Annotated in this window: 17 protein-coding genes and 2 pseudogenes; 3 read left to right on the top strand and 16 right to left on the bottom strand. The window is 73.8% G+C overall.

Features of this window, described 5'->3' with window-relative positions:
- Positions 1-614: 614 nt before the first annotated feature.
- The 5 genes and pseudogenes from LPA42_RS00975 to LPA42_RS00955 all read right to left on the bottom strand — a co-directional run bounded on the left by LPA42_RS00975 (position 615) and on the right by LPA42_RS00955 (position 4299).
- A complete protein-coding gene (locus LPA42_RS00975) occupies positions 615-1865 on the bottom strand; it encodes a multidrug effflux MFS transporter (protein ID WP_198956770.1) in 1251 nt (416 codons plus the stop codon).
- A 240-nt stretch (positions 1866-2105) separates the two neighbouring features.
- A pseudogene (locus LPA42_RS00970) lies at positions 2106-2243 on the bottom strand (TOBE domain-containing protein); the annotation flags it as partial.
- A 119-nt stretch (positions 2244-2362) separates the two neighbouring features.
- The gene (locus LPA42_RS00965; protein WP_077940182.1) at positions 2363-2890 is read right to left on the bottom strand and encodes a flavin reductase family protein; all 528 of its coding nucleotides are present in this window, start codon (positions 2888-2890) and stop codon (positions 2363-2365) included.
- Between the two features lie 250 nt (positions 2891-3140).
- The gene (locus LPA42_RS00960; protein WP_077940181.1) at positions 3141-3581 is read right to left on the bottom strand and encodes a DUF4395 domain-containing protein; all 441 of its coding nucleotides are present in this window, start codon (positions 3579-3581) and stop codon (positions 3141-3143) included.
- 232 nt (positions 3582-3813) lie between these two features.
- Entirely contained in the window at positions 3814-4299 is a 486-nt protein-coding gene (locus tag LPA42_RS00955) for a thioredoxin family protein (protein ID WP_228986224.1), read from the bottom strand.
- Positions 4300-4955: 656 nt separating this feature from the next.
- On the opposite strand from LPA42_RS00955, the gene LPA42_RS00950 reads away from it, so the two are divergent.
- The 3 genes from LPA42_RS00950 to LPA42_RS00940 all read left to right on the top strand — a co-directional run bounded on the left by LPA42_RS00950 (position 4956) and on the right by LPA42_RS00940 (position 8005).
- A complete protein-coding gene (locus LPA42_RS00950) occupies positions 4956-6446 on the top strand; it encodes a carbohydrate-binding domain-containing protein (protein WP_077940179.1) in 1491 nt (496 codons plus the stop codon).
- Positions 6447-6599: 153 nt separating this feature from the next.
- A complete protein-coding gene (locus LPA42_RS00945) occupies positions 6600-7193 on the top strand; it encodes a DUF4956 domain-containing protein (RefSeq protein ID WP_077940178.1) in 594 nt (197 codons plus the stop codon).
- Positions 7190-8005 (top strand): polyphosphate polymerase domain-containing protein, encoded by an 816-nt coding sequence (locus tag LPA42_RS00940; RefSeq protein ID WP_077940177.1) that lies wholly within the window; start codon positions 7190-7192, stop codon positions 8003-8005. The genes LPA42_RS00945 and LPA42_RS00940 overlap by 4 nt, the downstream gene beginning before the upstream one ends.
- 197 nt (positions 8006-8202) lie before the next feature.
- Here the strand turns inward: LPA42_RS00940 and htpG are convergent, their stop codons facing one another.
- The 11 genes and pseudogenes from htpG to LPA42_RS00880 all read right to left on the bottom strand — a co-directional run bounded on the left by htpG (position 8203) and on the right by LPA42_RS00880 (position 23181).
- Complete coding sequence (gene htpG / locus LPA42_RS00935) at positions 8203-10116, bottom strand: molecular chaperone HtpG (RefSeq protein ID WP_077940176.1); 1914 nt, start codon at positions 10114-10116, stop codon at positions 8203-8205.
- A gap of 1149 nt (positions 10117-11265) precedes the next feature.
- A pseudogene (locus LPA42_RS00930) lies at positions 11266-11328 on the bottom strand (hypothetical protein); the annotation flags it as partial.
- 61 nt (positions 11329-11389) lie between these two features.
- Positions 11390-11554 (bottom strand): hypothetical protein, encoded by a 165-nt coding sequence (locus LPA42_RS00925; RefSeq protein ID WP_176734358.1) that lies wholly within the window; start codon positions 11552-11554, stop codon positions 11390-11392.
- Between the two features lie 206 nt (positions 11555-11760).
- Complete coding sequence (locus LPA42_RS00920) at positions 11761-12954, bottom strand: helix-turn-helix domain-containing protein (RefSeq protein ID WP_077940175.1); 1194 nt, start codon at positions 12952-12954, stop codon at positions 11761-11763.
- 130 nt (positions 12955-13084) lie between these two features.
- Positions 13085-13885 (bottom strand): hypothetical protein, encoded by an 801-nt coding sequence (locus LPA42_RS00915; protein ID WP_141722305.1) that lies wholly within the window; start codon positions 13883-13885, stop codon positions 13085-13087.
- Between the two features lie 83 nt (positions 13886-13968).
- Positions 13969-14961, bottom strand: a complete 993-nt coding sequence (gene pip / locus LPA42_RS00910; protein WP_077940173.1) for a prolyl aminopeptidase — start codon at positions 14959-14961, stop codon at positions 13969-13971.
- Complete coding sequence (locus LPA42_RS00905) at positions 14961-16142, bottom strand: PLP-dependent aspartate aminotransferase family protein (protein ID WP_077940172.1); 1182 nt, start codon at positions 16140-16142, stop codon at positions 14961-14963. The genes pip and LPA42_RS00905 overlap by 1 nt, the downstream gene beginning before the upstream one ends.
- Positions 16139-17023, bottom strand: a complete 885-nt coding sequence (locus tag LPA42_RS00900) for a carbon-nitrogen hydrolase family protein (RefSeq protein WP_228986223.1) — start codon at positions 17021-17023, stop codon at positions 16139-16141. The genes LPA42_RS00905 and LPA42_RS00900 overlap by 4 nt, the downstream gene beginning before the upstream one ends.
- A complete protein-coding gene (locus LPA42_RS00895; RefSeq protein ID WP_144082809.1) occupies positions 17020-17349 on the bottom strand; it encodes an AzlD domain-containing protein in 330 nt (109 codons plus the stop codon). Before LPA42_RS00895 ends, LPA42_RS00900 begins: the two co-directional genes overlap by 4 nt.
- A gap of 5 nt (positions 17350-17354) precedes the next feature.
- Positions 17355-18182: an AzlC family ABC transporter permease gene (locus tag LPA42_RS00890; RefSeq protein ID WP_158229509.1), complete on the bottom strand. Its 828-nt coding sequence runs from the start codon at positions 18180-18182 to the stop codon at positions 17355-17357.
- Entirely contained in the window at positions 18175-23181 is a 5007-nt protein-coding gene (locus LPA42_RS00880) for a non-ribosomal peptide synthetase (protein ID WP_305075987.1), read from the bottom strand. The genes LPA42_RS00890 and LPA42_RS00880 overlap by 8 nt, the downstream gene beginning before the upstream one ends.
- Between the last annotated feature and the right edge of the window lie 8 nt (positions 23182-23189).

The raw sequence follows: 23189 nt of genomic DNA, 5'->3' as shown, positions 1-23189 counted from the left end.
TCCGCCGCGCCGCCGCCGCGCATCCGTCAACGCGCATCCGTCGCTGCGCGGACAGTGGGGAGCCTGGGAAGATGGGAAACTCCGGGCTTGAGGTTCCGCCGTCGCGGGACGGCGGCGAGGGGTGGTGGGAGCATCACCGGCCGGATCCCGGTTGAGCCAAGCCCTCCCAGGTCGCCTTCCCCGACGGCGGGTGCCCCGCGGCGGGACGTTCCGGAGTGCTACGGGCCCTGGGCGGCGTACGCGCCGTTGCGGCGCTGGCAGCGGGACGGGACCTGGGCGAGGAGCCCGACCGCGTCGCAGTCCGTCGCGGACGCGTCCGGGTTTATCACGTGGGACGTGTCGGTGGAGTCGAGGCGGCCGAGCGCGAGCTACCGCTCGGCGTCCCCGGCTGGGACCGGGCGCTGCGCGGCTTCGTTGCCCTGGCACTGCGGCGGATCGGACTGGCCTGAGCACCAGGATACCGGGGCAAGGCGCTCGTCGTCCGGTACCGATCCCACCGTCGGCACGAGTCCCAGCGCTTCCGCCTCCGCCAACACGGCAGCGAGCGGGCTGAGGCCGGCGCCCGCAGGCATCGACGACCGCAGACACTGAGGCCCTTCATCGAACTGGGTGGCCTAGGTGTCCCCCGTGGACGAAGTGGGTGCGGTGCGCCGGTCGGCTGCTGCCGCCCAGAGGGCCGCCACCAGAGCGAGCGACGCCGAGGCCAGCAGCAGAGTCAGCAGCGTGCGGGGTGAGCCGGACGTGCCCAGGGCGACACCCGCGACGGAGGAGATCAGCGCGCCGCCTCCGATGGCCGACGCGGCGGACAGGCCCGTCGCGGTGCCGGCCCGGCTCGGATGGTCGGACATCACCCCCAGGTTCACGACCGGGGTGGTCAGGCCGTTTCCGATTCCCACGAAGACGCAGACGGCGAAGAACGCGAAGGGGTGGAGGTCGCGCAGCGTCGCGAAGAGGAGGCCGGCGGACAGGCCCACGAAGGTCAGCACGCGCGCCGCGACGAGGATGTGGCTCCTGAAGAACCGGGAGGCGGCGATCCCGGTCAGGTAGCTGCCCAACACGAAACCGCCGGGCACGACGGCCATGGCGAGGCCCAGCGTCGCGCTCGACCCGCCGAGGCGGTCGCTCATGACGATGGGCGCTCCGCCCAGGAAGACGTAGAGCGTCCCCGTCGCGCAGGCCATGCACACGGTGTACGCCCAGAACCGGGGCGAACCCGCTACCCGCCGGTACGAGGCGAGGAGGCTTCCCTCTGGACTGCCGGAGTCGTGCAACGTCTCCCCGAGCCGCCGCATGGAGACGACGAGAAGGGTTCCACCCAGGACGGCGAGGATGACGAAGATGGCCTGCCAGCCGAGGAGTTCGTTCACGATCCCGCCGAGGGTGGGGCCGAACATGGGAGCGAGCGCCCACCCCATGCCCGCGAAGCCGATCTTCCTGACCGCCTCGCGCCCGCTCGACGTCTCCTTGATGACGACCATGGCCACGGAGAAACATGCGGCGATTGCCGCCTGGAACATGCGGCAGACCAGGAAGAACTCCACGCTGGGGGCCAGCGCGCACCCGAGGGACGCGACGATGAAGATCGAGACCGATACCAGCACCACCGGCCTGCGTCCGTAGCGATCGGATACGGCGCCGGCAACCATCTCTGTGAGGGCTGTGGCGATGGCGTATCCCGCGACCGAAAGGTTGACCAGGGCGAAACTCGCCCCGAATGTGTCGGCGATGTCGGGCAGTGCAGGCAGATAGATGTTCACTGGAAGCACCGACATCGCCGTCAGCAGGACGAAGAAGCCCAGGCCCGGCGCCGCGCGGCCACTCGATCGCGGCAAGGCCGCCGATGTCCTGTCGGCGGTGGAGTCCACGGAATCGGATCCTATCCACATTCTCGAAGACGCGTGCCCGTGCCTCGCGCAGGGACCTGCCCCTCGAGGGCGCGAGTGAGCATCCGCCGGACCCCGTTGGATTGGATGACTCGGCCAGATCAATCGTGCGTTCCGCGGCACCCCGGCCGCCTTCGAGGGCAACGTCGCGCCGAGGCGGGAAACCTGCCCCGGGTCAGCCCGGGTACGCGCGGACCGCGCCGCGCACCGTCACCGCGACCTGCGCGCCGTGAGCACCGTGCCGTCTTCGAGGCGCAGGGTGGTCAGCGCGTCGTGGCCGTGGAAGTCCTGCCGGACCACGGTGGCCAGCGGCCCGCCGGTGGTGGCGAGGCAGATCTGCTCGGGCCGGATGAGCACGGTCACCGCCACGGACCGCAAGCTGGTCGTGGCGGCCACCCACTGCACCGAGCCACAGCGGGTACGCCGCCGCGGCGGCCGGCCTGCCCGCGCGCGCCGTGCGCCGCTGCTCGACGGGCCGTTCAGGCCACGGCGGCCCGGTCGGCCGGGTCGACGCCGGCGTAGCCGCCCCGGTGGTAGAGCAGTGGCGAGCCGACGTCGGCGTGCCGCAGCAGCTCGGGTTCGGCGAGCACGATCGCGTGGTCGCCGACGACCACCCGGTCCACCACGCGGCAGAGCAGCCACGCCGGGGCGTCGTCGAGGATCGGCACCGCCTCGGGGCCGACCCGCCACCGGGTCGGGTGGGCGAAGCGGTCGATCCCGGTGGCGGCGAACGTGCGGGCCAGGTCCCGTTGGTGCTGGGCGAGCAGGTGCACCGCGACGTGCCGGGCGCGCGCCACCGTGGGCCACGCCGACGAGGCGAGACCGAGGCAGAAGGACACCACGGGCGGCTCCAGCGACACCGACGTGAACGACGTCGCGGTGAAGCCGACCGGCGTGGCCCCGGGGGCCGTCACCACGGTGACGGTGCTGGCCTGCTGGCGCAGGACGCTCCGCAGCGAGGCCGTGTCGGCATCGACGATGGGTCCCTGCTGCGGGTCGGCGGTCATCGGAGGCTCCCAGGATCGCACGGTGCAGCCCGGGGTGGGCCGCCCCGGATCGGCCGGGACGCACATCGATGCGGCGTCCGGTGCCTCCGACGCTAACCGACCACCCCCACCACCCGCAAACCCTACTTGAAAAGTAGGGATTTCGGCACCGCCGCGTCGACGCCGGCCAGGACGCCCCCGAGCCAGCCGGATCGCCCGGCCACGGGCCGCCGCGCGCCGGCTCCGGAGCGGACCCCGCGCAGGCAGTCGATCAGGCCGGGCCGGTCGGCACCCGGGCGGGCACGGGCCGGCCGGTGAGCCGACGCAGCGCGAGGTACGCCTCGCAGCCGAGGCAGAAGTCGAACGCCGCGTTGAGGAAGGCCGCGGCCAGGGCCGCCGCCGTGGCGGTCAGGGCGAGCGCCGGCAGGCCGGCGAGGTGCCCGACGGCCGCCAGCAGCATGAACGCCAACCCGACGAGTTGGGCGAACCGCACCGGGGCGGCCGGCTCCCGCTCGGCGGGCGGGTCGAGCCGGGGCGCGACCAGCGCCCGGTAGGCCAGGGCGTACGGGCCGAGGCGCGGGCTCGCCGCCGTGACGGCGAAGACCACCGCCTGGGTGAGCACCAGGGCGAGTGAGCCGGTGATCAGCGCGGCGGCGAGGACGACGGTGGTGACGGCGGCGGCGAACCGGGGGCCGCGAGGGTCGAGCAGCATGGCGTGAGGGTCCGTTCGGCGAGGGGGCGCGCCGTGGCGCGCGGGGGCGACTGTCAGGCGGCGTGGCACGCCGGACAGAGGCTCGCCGCGAGCCGCCCGTGGTCCACCGCTCGCCGTCGGGTCAGTCGCACCCCGCGCGCAGAACCGGCCCCCGACGGCGGCATGGACCCTGACGGCGGCACGGACCCCGAGGGCGGCCCGGACGACCGGCGCGCGGACGACCGCGTGATCGTCACCGGTCGGCTCCGGCCAGCAGCGGCGCGACGGCCGCGACCAGTTCGTCCCGCACGGGCACCCCGGACGCCCGGAGCACCACGCGCCCGGCCGGGTCGACCACCAGCACCGTCGGCGTCCGCCAGACGTCCAGCTCACGGACGGCGTCGAGGTGCTGCTCGGCGTCGACCTCGACCAGCACGACGCCCGGGACGGCCGCCTCGACCTGCTCGAGGACCCGGCGGGCCGCACGGCACGGCGCGCACACCGCCGAGGAGAACTGAACCAGCGTCACCGCGCCGGAGCGCGCGCCCAGCCGCGCGAGCAGGGCCCGGTGCGCGTCCTGCGGCGCGCCGGGGCCGGTGCCAGCCCCGGCGGCGGGGGCGGGGGCGGGGGCGACCGACCTGAGGCGGCCGTCGCGGCGGCGTCGCCACCAGCCGAAGCAGGTGGCGAGGCCGAGCACGCCGACGACCAGCAGCACGCCGGTCAGGGTCTGGTCCCGCACCGGTCCAGGGTGCCACAGGCCCAGGTCAGCGCCCATCGGCGGTCCGGATGGCGGAACGCCGGCACCGCTGCCCGGCCCGTTCCGTCGCCGCGTCGGCCACTGCGGGCTCAGCAGGGGCAGCCACGATCACTCTGTGTGACGCCCACCAGACCCCGCCTGACGCCTCGCAGCCCCTTTGCTCTGCACCCATCCGCGCAACACCCAGCGTGAGCTGTGCCTACGCGAGGAACGAAGGGGTGGCGAGGCCGACGCGCGGCTGCGCTGCGTGAAGCGTTGCGCCCTTGGGTGCAGAGCAAAGGGGTGGGCGGATGCCGGCCCCACCCGACCAGAGCCGCCCCACCCGACCAGAGCCGGCCAGAGCCGACCCCGCCCGACCGGAGCCTGCCGGATGGCGCATCGCCCTCGCCGGGCGTCGAACCACCGCCGGCCGTCCTCTGATTCTTGGACAGTTCCGGTCCGTCGCGGACGGGAACTGTCCAAGATTCGCACGCCGCCCGGGGCGACGGTGCGGCCGAAGGCGAGTTGCGGGTGGCGTCAAGCGCCCGCAGCTCAGAATTCCGTCAGCGTTTGCTGTCAGCAACCTGTCATTCGCGGTGGCGACCCGCTTTTCCGCCGCGAGACCTATGACCCAATCGAACAGCTATTTATGATTCTCGATGCCATGGCGCATTCACCGGCCGTTCACCTACCGAACAGTCGGCGTTCAGGACCGCATCCACCTGCCCTCGAAGAACGGGATCACCATGACCTCGACCACCCGCAGAACCGCCGTCCTCGCCGGGCTCACGGCCACCCTGCTGGCCGGCCCGCTCGCCGGTGCCGCCATCGCCGCCCCGACCGCCACGATCACCCTCAACGGATCCGGCGCGAGCGTATCGGGCAGCAACGTCACCGTCTCCGGCAGCGCCATCACCATCACGGCCCCCGGCTCGTACCAGATCAGCGGCACGCTGAACAACGGCTACGTCAAGGTGGACACCGCCGCCGCCGGAACGGTCGAGCTCATTCTCAGCGGCGCCTCGATCACGAACTCGACGTCCTCGCCCCTGTACGTGACCAACGCCGACGCCGTCACCGTCACGTTGGCCGCCGGGACCACCAACAGGCTCACCGACGCGACCACCTACACCACCACCGGCGAGCCGGACGCCGCGCTGTTCAGCGCCGCCGACCTGACCATCGGCGGCACCGGGGCGCTGACCGTGCAGGCCCGCTACCAGGACGGCATCGTCAGCAAGGACGACCTGGTCATCCAGTCCGGCACGATCACCGTGAACGCGGTGGACGACGCCATCCGGGGCAAGGACTCGCTCACCGTCAACGGCGGCGCCATCACCGTCACCTCGACCGCCGGCGACGGGCTCAAGTCCAACGACACGGAAGCCGGAAAGGGCGTCGTCAACATCACCAACGGCACGATCTCGGTCTCCGTCGCCGACGACGGCATCAAGGGCGAGAACGCACTGAACATCTCCGGCGGCACGATCAACGTGACCCGGTCGTACGAGGCGCTGGAGGCGCTGAAGCTCACCATCAGCGGCGGCAACTCCACCGTCGTGGCCAGCGACGACGCCGTCAACGCCGCCGAGGAGGGCCTCGGCCACATGGAGCCCTCCCCGAACGCGTTCATCCGGGTCACCGGGGGCACGGTCGTGGCCACCGGCGGCACCGACGGGTTCGACTCCAACGGCGAACTCACCTTCGCCGGCGGCACGGTGGTCGCCAACGGCTCCAGCACCCGGGGCGGCGGCGAGGGCGCGCTCGACACCGACGCGACGCTCACCTTCACCGGCGGCACGGTGGTGGGCGCCGGCCTGACCTCGATGGCCGTGTTCAAGGCGGTGCCGAACACCGGCCAGGGCTGGGTGGCCCCCCGGTTCAGCACCACCTACGCCGCCAACACGATCGTGCACGTCGTCTCCGGCAGCACCGTGCTGGCCTCGTTCCGGGCGTCGAAGAGCTTCCGGGAGGTCGTCATCTCGTCGAACCGCATCACCAACGGCCAGCGGTACGACGTCTACACCGGCGGCAGCGTCAGCGGCACGAACGTCGGCGGCCTGTACACCGGCGGCAGCATCTCGGGCGCGACCCGGGTGTTGACCGGGGTGACCGCCGGCCAGTACAGCGGCGGCATGATCCGCTCCTGATCCCCGGTGCGCCCGGCCAGGACCGCGCGGTCCTGGCCGGGCGGCCCTGGCCCCGCCCTCGCCGCACCCCTCCCCACCTCGCCCCGCACCGATCCGCAGCCCGCGCGTCGACCCCGTACACCGCGACGCCGGGTAAACCTCAGAGGAGCATCAATGTCACGGTTGGTCCTGACCGGGATGAACCTGGTCGCCGTGGGCCTGCTCGTCTTCGCCCTGTACTTCCCCCGTCATCGGCGGCGGGACCTGGTGGTCGCCTACCTCGGCGTCAACGTCGGCGTCTTCGCCGTGGCCAGCTCGCTCAGCAGCGGCACCGTCGGGGCCGGCCTCGGGCTGGGCCTGTTCGGCGTACTCTCGATCATCCGGCTCCGCTCGACCGAGCTCGACCAGCACGAGGTGGCGTACTATTTCTCCGCCCTCGCGCTCGGCATCCTCGGCCCGCTCTCCGGCACCTCGGTCTGGACGGTCGCCGGCCTGACGGGGCTGATCCTCGCGGTCATGTACGTCGGCGACCACCCCCGGCTGCTGCGCCGCTACCGGCGGCACGTCATGGTGCTCGACACCGTGCTGACCGACCCGGTCGCCCTCACCGCCCACCTCGAACAACAGCTCGGCGCGCGGGTGCACGCCGCCAACGTGGAACGGATCGACCTGGTCAACGACACCACCGTCGTCGACGTCCGCTACTCCCGGCCGAAGGCCACCACGGGTGCCGCCCGGCGACCGGTCGAGACGGGCGCGACGCGATGATCCCCCTCGCCACGCCCACCACGATGCTGGCCGACCTCGCGCCGATCGACCTCGCGGAGCTGACCGGACGCGCCGCCCTGCAGACCCGGTTCGACCGCAAGTACCTGCTCCCGGCCGCCGAGGTGCCGGGCCTGCTCGCCGGGCTCGACCCCGGCACGCAGGTGCTGGAGATCGACGGCCGGCGGTCGTTCCGGTACGAGTCGGTGTACTTCGACACCCCCGACCTCGTCAGCTACCGGCTCACCGCCCACCGACGCCGCCGCCGTTTCAAGATCAGAACCCGGACGTACGTCGATTCGGACCTGTGCTGGCTGGAGGTGAAGACCGAGGGCACGCGCGGCGGCACGGTCAAGCACCGGCTGCCCTACCACCCCGGCGACAGCGGCACCCTGTCGCCCGGTCGGACGTTCGTCGACGGGATCCTCGCGACGCTCGGCACCGGCGGCGGGACCGGCCTGGCGTTCGCCTCGACGCTCACCACCAGCTACCTGCGCAGCACGCTGTTCCTGCCGACGACCGCGAGCCGGGCGACCATCGACCTCGGACTGTGCTGGGAAGGCGGCCACGGCGCGCGGCTGGAGCTGCCCGGGCTGGCCATCGTCGAAACGAAGACCGGGTCGACCGCCTCGCACGTCGACCGCCTGCTGTGGAGCCACGGCCACCGCCCGGTTGCCGTTTCCAAGTACGCGACCGGACTGGCGGCCCTGCGCCCCGAACTGCCCTGCGCCCGCTGGCGACGCACCCTGCGGCGGCACTTCACGCCGGATGCCGGCACGGAGGCACCGCCGTCGTCGTCGCCGCCGTCGGTCTGAGTCCCCGCGACGTCCGGCGGCGCGGCTGCCGGGCCGACGGACGGGTGCCGTGCACATACCGGTGGACGTCAACGACGATCGAACGCCACGGCGGCGTCCTCGACGACGTGCGGGTCACCGAGCTGGGCCCCGTGCGGCGGTACTGGGTAGCGCTGTAGCACCGCCGCACGGAGCCCCGCGACGTCAGAGGGAAGACGTCAGAGGGTACGGGCCAGCCGGTCGGCGAGGACGCGGGTGAACCGGGAGGGGTCGGCCAGTTCCCCGCCCTCGGCGAGCAGCGCCATGCCGTACAGCAGCTCGGCCGTATCGGCGAGCCCGTCGGCGGCGGCGTCCTGCTCGTGGGCCTTGCGCAGCCCCTCCACCAGCGGGTGCCCCGGGTTGAGCTCCAGGATCCGCTTGACCTGCGGCACCTCGTGCCCCATCGCCCGGTACATCTTCTCCAGCGTCGGGGTGATGTCGTGGGCGTCGCCGACGACGCACGCCGGGGAGGTGGTCAGGCGGGTGGAGAGCCGGACCTCCTTGACGCTGTCGGCGAGCTTGCCGGACATCCAGGTCAGCAGGTCGGCGTACTCCTGGCGCTGCTGCTCGCGGGCGGACTCGGCCTCCTTCTTCTCCTCCTCGGTGTCCAGGTCGACCTGGCCCTTGGCGATGGAACGCAGCGGCTTGCCGTCGAACTGGCCGACCCGCTCGACCCAGACCTCGTCGACCGGGTCGGTGAGGATCAGCACCTCGTAGCCCTTGGCGCGGAACGCCTCCATGTGCGGCGAGTTCTCGATCATCGACCGGGACTCGCCGGTCATGTAGTAGATGTCGGACTGGCCGTCCTTCATCCGCTCCACGTAGTCGCGCAGGCCGGTCAGCTCGGCCGGGTCGTGGGTGGAGGCGACCGAGACGACGTCGAGGATCGCGTCGGTGTTGTCCGGGTCGTCGAGCAGGCCCTCCTTCAGCGCCGGGCCGAACTCCGACCAGAAGGTGCGGTACTTCTCGGCCTCGTTGGCCTTCAGCTCCTTGACGGTGGCGAGGATCTTCTTCACCAGCCGCCGGCGCACCGCCTGGATCTGGCGGTCCTGCTGGAGGATCTCCCGGGAGATGTTGAGCGACAGGTCGTGCGCGTCGACGACGCCCTTGACGAAGCGCAGGTAGTTGGGCATCAGCGCTTCGCAGTCGTCCATGATGAACACGCGCTTGACGTAGAGCTGCACGCCCCGGCGGGCCTGCGGGGCGAACAGGTCCACGGGCGCGTGCGACGGCAGGAACAGCAGCGCCTCGTACTCGAAGGTGCCCTCGCCCCGCATGTGAATGGTCTCCAGCGGGTCGGCCCAGTCGTGGCTGACGTGCTTGTAGAACTCCTTGTACTCGGCCTCGTCGACCTCGCTGCGCGGCCGGGCCCACAGCGCCTTCATCGAGTTGACGGTCTGCACCTCGAGGGTGGTCTCGTCGCCCTCGCCCTTGCGCTCGACCGTCATCCGGATCGGCCAGGCGATGAAGTCGGAGTATCGCTTGACGATCTCGCGGATCTTCCATTCGGCGGTGTAGTCGTAGAGGTGGTCGTCGCTGTCCTCGGGCTTGAGGTGCACGGTGACGGCGGTGCCCTGCGGCGCGTCGTCGACGGTCTCCACGCTGTAGGTGCCCTCGCCGGTCGACTCCCAGCGGGTGCCCTCGCTCTCCCCGGCGCGGCGGGTGAGCAGGGTGACCCGGTCGGCGACCATGAACGTGGCGTAGAACCCGACGCCGAACTGCCCGATCAGGTCCGCCGACGCCGCCGAGTCCTTCGACTCGCGCAGCTTCGCCAGCAGCTCGGCGGTGCCCGACTTGGCGATCGTGCCGATCAGGCGGACGACGTCCTCGCGGGACATGCCGATGCCGTTGTCCCGGACGGTGAGGGTGCGCGCGTCGCGGTCGACCTCGATCTCGATGTGCAGGTCGGAGACGTCGGCTGCGAGATCCTTGTCGACCAGGGACTCCAGGCGGAGCTTGTCCAACGCGTCGGAGGCGTTGGAGATCAACTCCCGCAGGAAGACGTCCTTGTTCGAGTAGATCGAATGGACCATCAGCTGGAGCAGTTGGCGCGCCTCCGCCTGGAACTCCAGCGTCTCGATCCGGTTGCTCACACCGACCCCCTTCAGTGACTTCACATGCCTTCGTGGTGCCTTCGCGCACAGGATACGAGCCGTCGCTGCCCGTCGCGACACCCGCCCGCTCACGTGACCCCGAGGGCGAGCGCGAGCTGCACGATCGTGGCCGGGGCGTGCGGGTCGCGTACCACCTGGGCCAGCACCGACCGGGCGGCCGGGCGGTGGCGCACCTCGGCCGGTGCCGTGCGATCGGCGTCGACCAGGGTCCGGCCGGCACTGGCCGGGTCGTCGGCCTGGAGGTAGGCGCGGGCTGCGTCGAGCAGGTGCGCGGCCCGGTGCTCGGCGGGCAGCCACCGCCAGGCGTCCCGCCGGGTCGTCCGCTCGTGCCAGGTCACGGCCGCGCGGGCCGCGCCCAGCTCCACGGCCACCGCGACCCGCGCCGAGCCGACCGTCGTCGGCCCGAACCCCGTCCGGTGGTGGTCGTGCCCCTCCCACCCGGTCCGCCATCGCGGCGGCCTCGCCGAGCAGTTCGGCGGCGGAAGCCTCGTCACCGTGGCGGGCGGCGGCCAGGGCCGCCTGGACCAGCAGCGCCCCGCACAGCGACAGCTCCTGCGGCGTACCGTCGTCGGGGTCGGCCGGGGCGATCCGGTACGCGGCGGCCAGCGCCGCCGACCTCGCCGCCCGCGCCCGGCCGGACGCGCGCAGCGCCTGGCCGAGTTGCACCACGGCGGCGGCCACCAGCGCCCGGTCGCCGGTCGCGGCGGCCACCGCCCGATCGGCGGCCAGCCAGGCCAGGTCGGCCTCGCCGACCTTGACCAGCAGTGCGGCCGTGATCCGGTACGCCTCGACCAGCGGCTCGCGCCCCGCCGCGGGATCGCGGGCGTGGGTGCGCTGCGCGTCGGCCAGCAGCGGCGGGAGCAGGTCGACGAGCTGCGGGTACCGGGCATGCTGGTAGGTGATCCACCCGTGTCCGACCTGCCGCGCCAGCCGGTCGGCGGGCACGGCGGGCCGCTGGGTGGCGCGGCCGAGCGTGATCTCGTACGCCGACAGGGCCGCCCGGATCCGCTCGACGCCCTCGGCGCGTTCGGTCGCCTCGGCGGGCCGGGTGTCGCGGCCGAGCAGCACCGCCGCGTCGATGCGCAGCACGGCGGCGATGTCGTGCAGGATGGAGACCCGGTCGAGGGCGCGGACGCCTCGCTCGACCTTGTCGACCCAGCTCTTGGACTTGCCCAGCCGGTCGGCCAGCATCTGCTGCGACAGTCGCCGCCGTCCCCGCCAGTACGCGACCCGCCGGCCGACGGGCAGGAGGTCACCGCTGTCCACGCCGCCACCGCCGGTCCGGCACCGCCCGGGTCGTCTCCTCGGCCGGTATCCGCTCCGCCTCGGCCTGTGCGAGCAGCCGCTGCCGGGCCGCCTCCCGCTCCGCCTGTTGGATCTGCTCGCCCCGACCCTCGACCGGCCCGTCGTCGCTCATCGTCCCGCCTCCGTTGCCAGGGGCGCGGCGCAGCGGCCCAGGGAAGGACCGCCACCGCCACACCCGGTGGAAGGGACGCGACCGCCAGTGCCCGTGGGAGATCTTGGAAGGAAACGGCCCCTGGAGGGGCCACCATCTTCCAAGATCTCCATCGCGTCCCTGCCCTGACGCTAGAGCAGTCGGAGTGACGGAAAGATAACCGTGAGTTAGATTCCGTGTGGTTCCGGGTCCAGTGGGTCGACGCCGACCCGGGTCGCGAGATCCCGCAGCTCGGCGGTGCCCCGTCGGCGGGCGTCCCGGACCATCTGCCCGACGATCTCCCGCACGCTCGGCCGTGACCGCAACTCTGCGGGCGACGCGTTATCGGCCTCCAGGAACGCCAGGATCGCCCGGTCCTGGTCGCCAGCCGCATACCACCCGCGCCCCGCGTCCAGGTGCAGGCGGCATCGACGGTTCGCGCTGCGAATCTGGGACCGGTCGACGCGCCGGGCCCGCTCTGGCGCACGCTCAGGGGTGCCGTTCTCGACGGCCACGCCCACCCGCCAGATGCCGCAGTTCGCCGGCGTGAACTCCATCCGCCAGGGGTCGGACCCGGCCCGACGCGCGGCGCTCTCCGCCTCGGCCAGGTGCCCATCCGGGTCGCCGGTGCCCAACGATGCCGCCGACATCGCGGAGTGCAGGTGGAGCATCCCGTACCAGGTCAACGCCGCGTCGTCGCCCGTGTCGCCCAGTCGTTCCGCTGCGCGCGTCGCCACCACCAGCGACCGCCGCCGACCACCGTGCGTGCCCGACGACAGGGCACTCTGCGCGGCGGCGAACGCGGCGGCTGCGGCCTCCGCCGGCCCGGCCAGCGCGGCGACCTGCTCGGCGCGCTCGGCGTACCGCGCCGCCAGGTCGATGTAGCCGAACGGCTTGATGGCGAGCACAGTGGTCACCGCCGCCCGTACGAACAGTCGCGGTCCCTCCGGGTGCCCGGAGTCGGCGAGCTGTCGCGTGGCGGCAACCAAATCGGGCAGCAGTCGAGCCAATGCCTTGTAGTCGCAGGCCATCCGGGCCGCCATCGCCTGATCCACGGACGCCCGCAGCTCGGCTGGGTCCAGCAACCGTCCCGGCTCCTCGGGGTCGTCGTCGAGGGCACCGCGCAGCGCCGGAACGGTGGTGTAGATGGCGAGATCGTCCTCGCTGCGTGGCGCGTGCGGCTGCCCGGTGAGGTCGGTGACGCTGACGCCGAGAGCACTCGCCAGGGCGATGAGCCGCGACCGCTTCGTCACCGGCCGCCTACCCGACTCGATCATCGAGATGTAGGAGGCGGTCACACTGATCCGATCGGCCAGTTGCTGCTGCGTCATCCCGGCGACGTCCCGCCATCTGGCGACGCGCAGCCCGATGTAGTCGGCCATGACTCCTCCTGGACGAGATCGACGACGTTCGGCGTGGAGCCTGCACAACGGACGGTACGTGCAGTAACGCTTCGCGGCCAGTCCAACACAGGGAGCAGGCGAACGCGTCGGCGCAGGGCCAGACGTATGGTCAGCTTTCGAATGCCGCCAACAGCGAGCGGACGTCGCCGGCAGGCTGACTCCCCGGGGGTCGTTGGGGATTCGTCGGCATTCCCAGGGCCTCCAAGTTCGTGCGCGCGTCGCCCAGTTCGGGTGCGAGGGCGTGCAGCTCGACGACGAACTCGACCAGCCGACCCTGGTCATCGACGGTCGCGGTGAACGGGACCGCCCGGACCCTGTCGCCGAACTTCCGGCACAGTTCCTCGTTCGCATACCAGGTGGCCGTCAGGTCGACGGCACCGGCGAGCCGCCGCTTGCCCGTGGCCGCCTGCTCGCCGCCGCTCTGCACGCTCACCACCGCGTCGACCAACCGGCGCGCGCCGCCCAGGTCGGTGGGGTCGACGTCCAGGTAGCTGCCTGCGGGCACCTCGGCCCTGGACAGCGAGTACATCGTCCCGAAGCTGATCCCCGGCACGTTGAGCATGGCGAAGTACACGTCGTCCTCTTCTAACGTCACGAGGATCATCCGGTCGTTCCTCTTCAGGGTGTAGGACATCGTTGCGGTGCGTCTCCGCGCGTCCATCACCCCCTGACCGGTGGCCGCCGCCGAGTCGGTGGTGACCCGGACCGGCTCCCGCGAGATCCAACCGACGGCGGCAGCCAGCTCCTCGCTCCCGCCCTGCCGCCCGACCGGGGAGGCGTCGGAGCGGCGGCACGACGCCTCCGTCGTCGAGACGGAAGCCTGCTGCCCGGAGTCGTCCGGACCACAACCGGTGGCGGCGAGAACGGCGGTCAGGGCCGTCACGATGGCGACCAGACGTCGAGCCTGCATGTAGGGGGTCACCTCACGATGGAAGGACGAAGCCGCCACCACGGGTCACGGCACTGTGGATCATAGGCGGTGGCTGACGCCGCTCAGCCGGCCGGCGACACCGGGGCGAACCGGTCGAGCGCGGCGCGCAGGTGCCCACGCAGGGCGTCGCTGCCGGTGTGCCCGGAGTCGTCGACCACGATCAGCTCCGCGTCGGGCCAGGCGCGGGCCAGCGACCACGGCGTCTCCAGCGGCGCGCCGAGGTCGAAACGCCCGTGCACGAGCACGCCGGGGATGCCGGCGAGCCGGTGGGCGTCGCGCAGCAGCGCGTCGTCGGCGAGCCACATGCCGTGGGAGAAGTAGTGCGCGCAGAGCCGGGCGAACGCGACCTGGTCGTCCGGCGGCTGGTCGCGGTAGACGTCGGGCGTGCCGTTCGGTTCGAGGGAGACGACGGCGTCCTCCCAGGTGAGCCAGGCGATCGCGGCCTGCCGGCGGACCTGGGCGTCCGGGTGTTCCAGCAGCCGGGCGTACGCGGCGAGCAGCTCGGCGGCCGAGCCCCGGCCCGGTGCGATCGCCGGGCGGTCGGCGGCCGGCACGGCGTCGACGAACCGCCGCCACTGCTCGGGGAAGAACCGGCCGACACCCCGGTACAGCCAGTCGATCTCCGACCGGCGGCTCATCGTGACCCCGACGAGGACGATCGCGCTGACCCGCTGCGGGTGGCGCTGGGCGTACGCGAGGCCGAGGGTGGAGCCCCACGAGTTGCCGAACAGCAGCCACCGGTCGATGCCGAGGTGCTCGCGCAGCCGCTCCATGTCGGCCAGCAGGTGTCCGGTGGTGTTGTGCCGCAGGTCGGCGGTCGGGTCGCTGGCGTGCGGGGTGCTGCGCCCGCAGCCGCGCTGGTCGAACTGGACGAGCCGGTAGTGGGCCGGGTCGAACAGGCGGCGCGTGCCGGGCGACGAGCTGCCGCCGGGGCCGCCGTGCACGGCCACGGCCGGCATGCCGTCCGGGTTGCCGGACACCTCCCAGTAGACGAGGTGCCCGTCGCCCACGTCGAGCATTCCCTGGTCGTACGGCTCCAGCAGGGGATGTCCCATCAGGCCGCCCGTCCGGTCACGGCGTCGAGGGCGCGGGTGAAGTCGGCGAGCAGGTCGGCGGTGTCCTCGATGCCGGTGGAGACCCGCACGAGGCCCTCCCCGATGCCGGTGGCGGCGAGCTGCGCGGTGTCGACGATCCCCGCCCACATGGAACGCGGGTGCACCACGAGGGTGCTGACGCTGCCGAGGCTGGCGGCCCGCTTGGCCAGCCGCAGCTCGGCGAGGAGGGTGGCCGCCGCCGGCTGGCCGCCGGCCAGGTCGAGGCTGAACACGCCGCCGTACCCGCTCATCTGCCTGGTGGCCAGGTCGTGCTGGGGGTGGCTGGGCAGCCCCGGGTAGCGGACCCGGGCGACCGCCGGGTGCGCCTCCAGCTCCCGGGCCAGGGCGAGGGCGTTGTCGTTGTGCCGGGCCATCCGCAGCGGCAGCGTGCGGATGCCGCGCAGCAGCAGCCAGGAGTCGATCGGGCCCAGCGTCGCGCCGGTGACGATGGCGGTCTGCCAGACCCGGTCGACCAGCTCGGCGGAGCCGACGACCACCCCGGCGGTGACGTCGGAGTGGCCGCCGAGGAACTTCGTGGCGCTGTGCCAGACCAGGTCCGCGCCGAGGGCCGCCGGCCGCTGGTTGACCGGGGTGGCGAACGTGTTGTCCACGACGGCGTACGCGCCGTGGGCGTGGGCCAGCTCGATCACGGCGGTCAGGTCGGTCAGCTCCAGCAGCGGGTTGCTGGGGGTCTCCACGAGCAGCAGCCGGGTGCGCGGGGTCAGGGCGCGGGCGAACGCGTCGACGTCGGTCTGGTCGACCTGGGTGCAGGTCACCCCGAACCGGGTGAGCAGGCCGGTGGCCAGCGAGGTGGTGCCGCCGTACGTGCTGCGCTGCACGATCACGTGGTCCCCGGCGCTGAGCAGGGCCAGCGCGATGGTGGTGACCGCGCCCATGCCGGAGGCGGTGACCAGGCCCGTCTCGACGCCCTCCAGCTCGGCGACCACGGCGGCCACCTGGGCGTGGTTGGGGTTGCCGTAGCGGGTGTAGAAGGCGTCGGGGCGCACCTGCGTGGCGACCTCGGTGAACCGCTCGTCGCTCTCGGCGCCGAACGTGGCGCTCTGCACGATCGGGGGCGACACCGCGCCCGTGGGGTACAGGCCGTCGTCGCCGTGGATCGCGGTCGTGCCGATGCCGGTCACCGGTGCTCCTCATGCTGGTCGGATCGTTGCCCGGGGTCGGGCGGGGGGATGACGACGGGGCTCGGCGCGGGCGCGGGGGCGGCCCGGTCGCGCAGCATCCGCTGGCTGTCGCGCTGGCGGCGCAGCACCGCGTCGTCGAGGTCGGCGACGGCGAGCCCGGCGGCGGTGCCGGCGGCGGCCAGGGCCCGGCCGTCGGGGCCGTACACGGCGCTGTGGCCGGCGAAGCGCCAGCCGCCGTGCGCGCCCGCGTAGTTGGCGAACAGCACGTAGCTGGTGTTCTCCAGGGCGCGGGCCGGGAAGTAGACGCCGCGCCGGTGGTCGGAGTCGCCGACGGTGAACGCGCCGGGCACCAGGTAGGCGTCCGCGCCGGCCAGGGCCAGGCCCCGGGCATGCTCGGGGAAGCTCGCGTCATAGCAGACGCCGAGGCCGAGCCGCCAGCCGTCGAGCTGCACCATCGTGTCGGTGTGGCCGGCGACGAACACCGCGCGCTCGTCGGCGTCGAGGTGCCGCTTGTGGTAGGTGGCGGCCACCGCGCCGTCGGGGCCGACGACGAACGCGGCGATGGCCCAGCCGTCGGCGCGTCGGGCGCAGCCGCCGACCACGGCGGTCACCCGGTGCGCCCGGCAGGCCCCGCCCACCGTCCGCAGGACCGCGTCGCCCACCTCGACCTCGCAGCGGGCGACGTCGGCGGCGAGCAGCGGGTAGTCGTACCCGCACAGCGACAGCTCGGGAAAGACGACCACGCGGGCGCCGAGGGCGGCGGCCTCGGCGACGGCCGCGACGTGGGCCGCCGCGTTGCCGGCCAGGTCGCCGCCGACCGCCTCGATCTGCGCGGCGGCGACCCGCAGCGGTTCCCGCACCGGGTCGTCGTCGCCCGTCACATCGCCCCCAACCACCAGCGCAGCCCGAAGAAGACCGCCAGCCCGACCGTCCACACGATCATGAACCGTTCGACGAACAGGCCGGTCACCAGGGTGACCACCCCGGCCACCAGGTAGGGGATCGTGACCACGGTGATCTCGACCCGGTTGTCTACCGGGGCGAGCACGGACGGCACGGCGATGGCGGCGAGCAGGGCCGCCGGCAGGTAGCCGAGGAACGTCTTGACGTCGGCGGGCAGCTCCCGGTCGCGGAAGACCAGCAGCGGGACGTACCGGGGGGCGAAGGTCGCCAGCCCCATGCCGAGGATGAGCAGCAGCATGGACATCGTGGTCACCTTCCGTCGCCGTCGGCGGCGGGCGCGACCGCCGGGTCGTCTTCGCGCGCCGGCTCCTCGGCGGGCGGCGGTTCCTGCGGCTTCGGCGGGAACCAGCGGCGTTCGATCCGCTCGCAGGCCATCCCCACGCACGCGCCGCCGAGGGCGGCCACGATCAACCCCAGGTTGTACGGCAGCCCGAGGAACAGCATCGCCAGCGCGCCGGCCGACACGGCGGCGCTCCAGATCTTCCAGCCGGCCAGCGCCCCGGCGAGCACGACGAGGAAGACGGCGGTCATCGGGAAGTCGAGGCCGGCGCGCCACCGCTCGGGCAGCAGGTGCCCGGCGACCATGCCGACGACGGTGGCGACGGCCCAGTTGACGTACATGACGGCGGACGCGCCGAAGTAGAACATGCTCTTGCGGCGGGCCGGCTCGCCGCCCTTCATCCGGTCGAACGCGACGAAGAAGACCGCGTCGATCAGCCCGAAGCCGAGCAGCAGCCGCCACCGTTGCGGCAACTCCCGCACGTGCGGGGCGAGCAGCGTCGAGTAGATCAGCATGCGCAGGCTGAGGATCAGTGTGGTCAGGACGATCACCGGCCACGCCGCGCCCTCGGCGATCAGCTTGAAGCCGATGAACTGGGCGGTGCCGGAGTTGACCACCATGGCCAGCCCGAACGTCTCCAGGTAGGACAGGCCGCTGGCCAGGCCGAGTGTCCCGCCGATCACGCCGAGGGGGAACGCGGACAGCAGGAACGGCACCATCGAGCGGGCCCCGGCGACGAACTCGCCGCGCGGCGTGGCGGGGCGCTCGGGGGCGCTGGTGGGCGTGCGGTCAGACATGGTCCTCCCCGGGGCGGCTGTCGCGCGGCATGGCCGGGCCGGCGCCGGCGACGAGGTCGGCCACCTCCCCGGCGCGGGTGCGGCAGAAGTAGTGTCCCCCACCATCGATCTCCGCGAGGGTCACGTCGGCGGCGATGCGCCGCCACGCGGCGGGCGCGTCGCCCGCCTCGGCGGTGAGCGGGTCGTCGGCGGCGAGCACCACCGTCACCGGCACGGTCAACGGGCGGTCGGCCAGCGGGTCGAGCCGGTCCCGCAGGTAGGTGTGCGAGCCGAGGGCGTCGTGCCGGAACGCGGCGACCAGCGCCGAGGTGTGCCCGGCGTCGAGGCCGTCGAGGTCGGTGAAGCCGGTCTGCCCGACGAGCCAGTCCACCACCCCGGCCTCGTCGAGGGCGCGTACCTCGGCGATGCTGGCGTCGATGTCGGCGGCGTCGCGCAGCAGCTTGCCGCCGAGGAACAGCCGCGCGGGCGGGGACCCGGCGGCGGCGAGCAGCCGGGTGACCTCCACAGCGAGGGCCGCGCCGACGCAGTGCCCCCACAGCAGCACCTCGCCCCCGGCGGCGGCGCGCAGCTCGACGACGACCCGGCCAGCCACCTCGTCGAGGTCGGCCAGGGGCTCGGGGCGACCGGGGTCGTGCCCCGGCAGGGCGACCGCGAACACGGCCACGCCGCGTGCGGCGAGCGCCTCGGCCAAAGGCCGGAAGGCAAGCGGGTTGCCGGCGGCGTACGGGAAGCAGACCAGGACCCGGTCGGCGGCGACGCCGGGCGGCGACAGCGGCTGCAACAGCGGCGCGGCGATGCCGGTGCCGGTGCCGGCGGCGGCCGGGGTGGCGGCGGCGTCGACGGCGCGGGCCAGCGGGCCCAGGTCGGAGTGGGTCATGAGCTGCCGGAGGGTGACCAGCGGGCGCAGCGCGGCGACGACCCGCATCGCGGCCAGGGAGTTCCCGCCGAGGTCGAAGAAGTTGTCCTCCTCGGCGATGTCGGCCACCGGCACGTCGAGGGTGTCGGCCCACGCGCGGGCGATGCGGCGGGCCGTGTCGGTGCCGGGCGGGGTGCGCCCGGCCGGGGCGGCGGGCGCGGCCGGCGCGGGGCGGGCGAACGCCCGGCGGGCCGGGACGAGGCGGGCCGGCGGCAGGCCCGGGTCGTAGCCGCCGTGCGGGGCGTCCGGGTCGTCGGCCAGGGCCACCAGGGCCCGCCGGTACGCCGCGCCGAGGCCGGCGGCCTGCTCGGCGGTGAACTCGGCGCTGTGGTAGTGCAGGCTGAGCCGGACCTGGTCGGTGAAGAAGTCCCGCATGAACTCGGCGCGCAGCGCGAACTCGGTCTCCGTGCTGACCCGCACGTCGAGCAGGTCGAAGCCGGGCAGCTCACGCAGCTGCTTGAGCAGGTAGAAGTGGGTGTAGTTGAAGACCGTCTCGAACAGCGTGTCGGTGGTGGCGGCGTCGGCCTTCATCTGCGCCATCGGGTAGCGGCGGTGCGGCAGCAGGTCCGCCTCGGCCCGGTAGACCCGGCCCACCAGGTCGGCCCAGCTCCCGTCGCCGGTGTCGACGCGCAGCGGCACGGTGTTGAGGAACAGGCCCAGCGCGGCGGTGGCGCCCTCGGCCTCGGGTCGGCCGCTCTGCTCGTACCCGGTGATCACGGCCGGGTCGGCGGCCAGCGCGCCGACCACCTTGACGTGCGCGGCCAGCAGCAGGGTCTTCAGCGGCACGGCCAGCCGGTCGGCCAGCCGCAGCAGCCGCTCGGACAGCGCGGCGGGGATGTCCACCTCGTGGAACACCACGGGGTGCGCGGCAGGCTCGGCGGGCGGCTCCCAGCGGGGCAGCTCGGTGACCCCGCCGGCGGCCAGGACGTCGCGCCAGAACTCCCGGTCCCCGGCCGAGGCGACGGCCCGCCGTTCCAGGCCGATGTAGTCGCGGAAGTGGTTGCCGGCCGGCGGCTCGGGCAGCGGGCGGCCGGCGCGCAGCCGGTGGTACGTGTCGAACAGCCGGGTGTGCAGCAGGGTGATGCTCCACCCGTCGAGGGCGGAGTTGTGCTGGCTGAGGCTGTAGCGGTAGAGGTCGTCGGCGAGCACGTGCACATGGATGCGGACCAGCCCCGGCTCCTGCCAGACGAACCGGTACGACTGCTCCCGGTCGTGCCAGTCGGCGTACCGGCGCTCCTGCTCGGCGGGGGTGAGCCCGCGCAAGTCGGTCACCCACAGCGGGGTGGGCGCGTCGGCGTGCACGAGCTGGAGCTGCTCCGAGTAGCCGGTGAGGTGGTAGCTGGTGCGGAAGATCGGGTGGTCGGCGACCAGCCGGCGCACGGCCGCCGCGAACGCGGCCTCGTCGAACGGGGCGCTGATCAGGAAGCTGATGATGTCGTGGTACTGGGCCGCGCCCCGGGCCAGCTCGTTCTGGAAGATCAGCCCGGCCTGGAGCTGGCCCAGCGGGTACGCGTCGACCACCGTGTCGGGCAGCAGCGCCCGGTCGGCCGGTGACACCAGGTCGAACGGCGCGTACGCCGGGGGCCGCTGCCCGTCGGCGGGGGCCGCGGCGAGCGCGGCGATCGTGGGGTGCCGGAACATCTGCTGGAAGCTGAGGTCCAGGCCGGCGGCGTGCGCCCGGGCCAGGACGGTGACGAAGTGGATGGAGTTGCCGCCGAGGGCGAACAGGTTGTCCTCCACCCCCACCCGGTCGACCCCGAGCACGTCGGCCCACACCTGGGCGAGGATCCGCTCGGCGTCGGTGCGCGGTGGCACGTACGGCCGGTCGTCGGCGGGCGGGTCGGGCAGCGCCCGCCGGTCCAGCTTGCCGTTGGCCGACAGCGGGAACTCGGCCAGCTCCACCACCCGGGCGGGCACCAGGTAGGCGGGCAGCACCCCGGCCAGGTGGTCGGTGAGCGCCCGTTCGGCCACCGGGGAGGCGGTACGCACGTAGCCGAGCAGGTTGCCGTCGCGGGCGACGACCACGGCGTCCTTGACGGCCGGGTGGCCGCGCAGCGCCTCCTCCACCTCGCCCAGCTCGACCCGGTAGCCGCGCACCTTCACCTGGTGGTCGAGGCGGCCCAGGTAGTCGATGGTGCCGTCGGGCAGCACCCGGGCGAGGTCGCCGGTGCGGTAGACGCGGTCCTCCCCGACGGCGGGGGCGGCGACGAACCGGTCCCGGGTCAGCTCGGGCCGGTTGAGGTAGCCCCGGGCCAGCTGCACCCCGGCGATGCACAGCTCGCCGGGCACGCCGACGGGCTGCGCCCGCAGCCGCCCGTCGAGCACGTGCAGCCGGGTGTTGTCCACCGGGCGGCCGATCGGCACCCGCGCCGCGCCGGGGACGCACGGGTGGTGGCTGACGTCGACGGTGGCCTCGGTCGGCCCGTACAGGTTGACCAGCTCAACGTGGGGCAGCAGCGCGGCGAGCCGGTCGACGTGGTGCGCGCCGAGGGCCTCGCCGCTGGCGAAGATCCGCCGCAGCCCGGCCAGTCCGGCGGTGTCGGCGGTGGCCAGCCAGTCGAGGAACGCGCCCAGCATCGACGGCACGAAGTGCAGGACGGTCACGCGGTGGGCGGCGACGGCGGCGACGATGGCGCGCGGGTCGCGTTCCGCGCCCGGCGGCAGCAGGCACACCGACGCGCCCTCGCGGGCCCACCAGAACAGCTCCCACACCGACACGTCGAACGTGGTGGGGGTCTTGTGCAGCACGACGTCGTCCGGGCCGATCGGGTAGTGCCGCTGCATCCAGGCGAGCCGGTTGGCCAGGGCCCGGTGCGCGATCATCGCCCCCTTCGGCTCGCCGGTGGAGCCGGAGGTGTAGATGACGTAGGCGAGGTCGTCGCCGTCGCCGGGCGGGGCGGGTTCGCGGGCCGGGGTCGGCGCGGGGTCGGCGGTCGGCGCGGGGTCGGCGTCGGCCGGGGGCAGCGCGACCACCGGCACGCCGTCGGGCACCGCCGTGGCGTCGGCGGCCACCACCAGGGCCGCGCCGCTGTCGCGCAGCAGGTAGCCGACGCGGGCCGGCGGGTAGCCGGGGTCCACCGGCAGGTAGGCCGCGCCGGCCCGGTGCACGGCCAGGATCGCCGCGAGCTGCGCGGGCGACCGCGCGGCCAGGACCGCGACGACCGTCTCCGGGCCCGCGCCGGCCGCGCGCAGGTCCGCCGCCAGCGCCGCGACCCGCCGCTCCAGCTCCGCCCAGGTCCAGGCGCCCTCGTCGGTACGCACGGCGACGCCCTCGGGCGTGTCGGCGGCCCGCCGGGCCACCCACGCGTCGGGGCGCGGGCCGGCGGCGACGTCCACGGTCGTGTCGTTCATGGCGGCGAGCACCGCCCGGTCGGCCGGGGTCACCAGGTCGACGTCGTCGACGGGGCCGTCCGGGGCGGCGAGCGCGGCGGCGAGCAGGAGCAGCAGGTGGGCGGCGATCCGCTCGGCGGTGCCCCGGTCGTGACGGGCGGCGTCGTGGTGGACGGTCAGGTCGGCGTCGGCGACGGCCACGGTGATCCCGACGCGGGGGTCGACGGCCGCGTCGGCGGTGTGCACGGCGACGTCGAGGAACGGGTGGCGGCCCTGTTCGGCGTGCGGGGCGAGGTCCTCGGCGAGCAGCTCGACGGGGTAGTCGGCGTACCGTTCGGCCTCGGGCAGCGCGGCGCGCACCTGCCCGACGAGGTCCCGGTAGCTGCGGTCCGGGCCGGCGGCCACCCGCAGCGGCAGCAGCCCGGCCAGCGCGTCGCCGTCGGCGGGGCGGCCGACCAGCACCTCGGTCGCGCCGGTCCAGCGGCGCAGCAGGGCCGCCACGGCGGCGGCGACCAGCACGAACCGGGCCGCCTCGGCGCCCCGGCTGGCGGCGGCGAGCCGGTCGGCCAGCGCGTCGCCCAGCGGCACGGTGACCGCCTCCGGGCGCGGCGGGGCGCCCGGTGCGGCGGCGTGGTCTTCGGGGAAGCCCACCCGCTCCGCCCCGGCGGCGAGCACGCCGTGCCAGTGCCGGGCGTGGTCGGGCCGCCGCGCGGCGGCGATCCTGAGCTGGCCCCGGGTCATCAGCGACTGCATGAGCTCTC

This window comes from Micromonospora sp. DH13 (assembly GCF_020873825.1).
Classification (GTDB): Bacteria; Actinomycetota; Actinomycetes; order Mycobacteriales; family Micromonosporaceae; genus Micromonospora; species Micromonospora haikouensis.
This window is presented reverse-complemented; position numbering and strand designations above follow the sequence as displayed.

Excerpts from the sequence above, each read along its gene's own strand:
- LPA42_RS00945 (WP_077940178.1), top strand. The coding sequence starts at position 6,600 with ATGTCACGGTTGGTCCTGACCGGGATGAACCTGGTCGCCGTGGGCCTG.
- LPA42_RS00920 (WP_077940175.1), bottom strand. The coding sequence starts at position 12,954 with ATGGCCGACTACATCGGGCTGCGCGTCGCCAGATGGCGGGACGTCGCC.
- LPA42_RS00960 (WP_077940181.1), bottom strand. The coding sequence starts at position 3,581 with ATGCTGCTCGACCCTCGCGGCCCCCGGTTCGCCGCCGCCGTCACCACC.
- LPA42_RS00940 (WP_077940177.1), top strand. The coding sequence starts at position 7,190 with ATGATCCCCCTCGCCACGCCCACCACGATGCTGGCCGACCTCGCGCCG.
- LPA42_RS00925 (WP_176734358.1), bottom strand. The coding sequence starts at position 11,554 with ATGAGCGACGACGGGCCGGTCGAGGGTCGGGGCGAGCAGATCCAACAG.
- pip (WP_077940173.1), bottom strand. The coding sequence starts at position 14,961 with ATGGGACATCCCCTGCTGGAGCCGTACGACCAGGGAATGCTCGACGTG.
- LPA42_RS00965 (WP_077940182.1), bottom strand. The coding sequence starts at position 2,890 with ATGACCGCCGACCCGCAGCAGGGACCCATCGTCGATGCCGACACGGCC.
- LPA42_RS00915 (WP_141722305.1), bottom strand. The coding sequence starts at position 13,885 with ATGCAGGCTCGACGTCTGGTCGCCATCGTGACGGCCCTGACCGCCGTT.
- LPA42_RS00950 (WP_077940179.1), top strand. The coding sequence starts at position 4,956 with ATGCCATGGCGCATTCACCGGCCGTTCACCTACCGAACAGTCGGCGTT.
- LPA42_RS00890 (WP_158229509.1), bottom strand. The coding sequence starts at position 18,182 with ATGTCTGACCGCACGCCCACCAGCGCCCCCGAGCGCCCCGCCACGCCG.
- LPA42_RS00880 (WP_305075987.1), bottom strand. The coding sequence starts at position 23,181 with ATGCAGTCGCTGATGACCCGGGGCCAGCTCAGGATCGCCGCCGCGCGG.
- LPA42_RS00895 (WP_144082809.1), bottom strand. The coding sequence starts at position 17,349 with ATGTCCATGCTGCTGCTCATCCTCGGCATGGGGCTGGCGACCTTCGCC.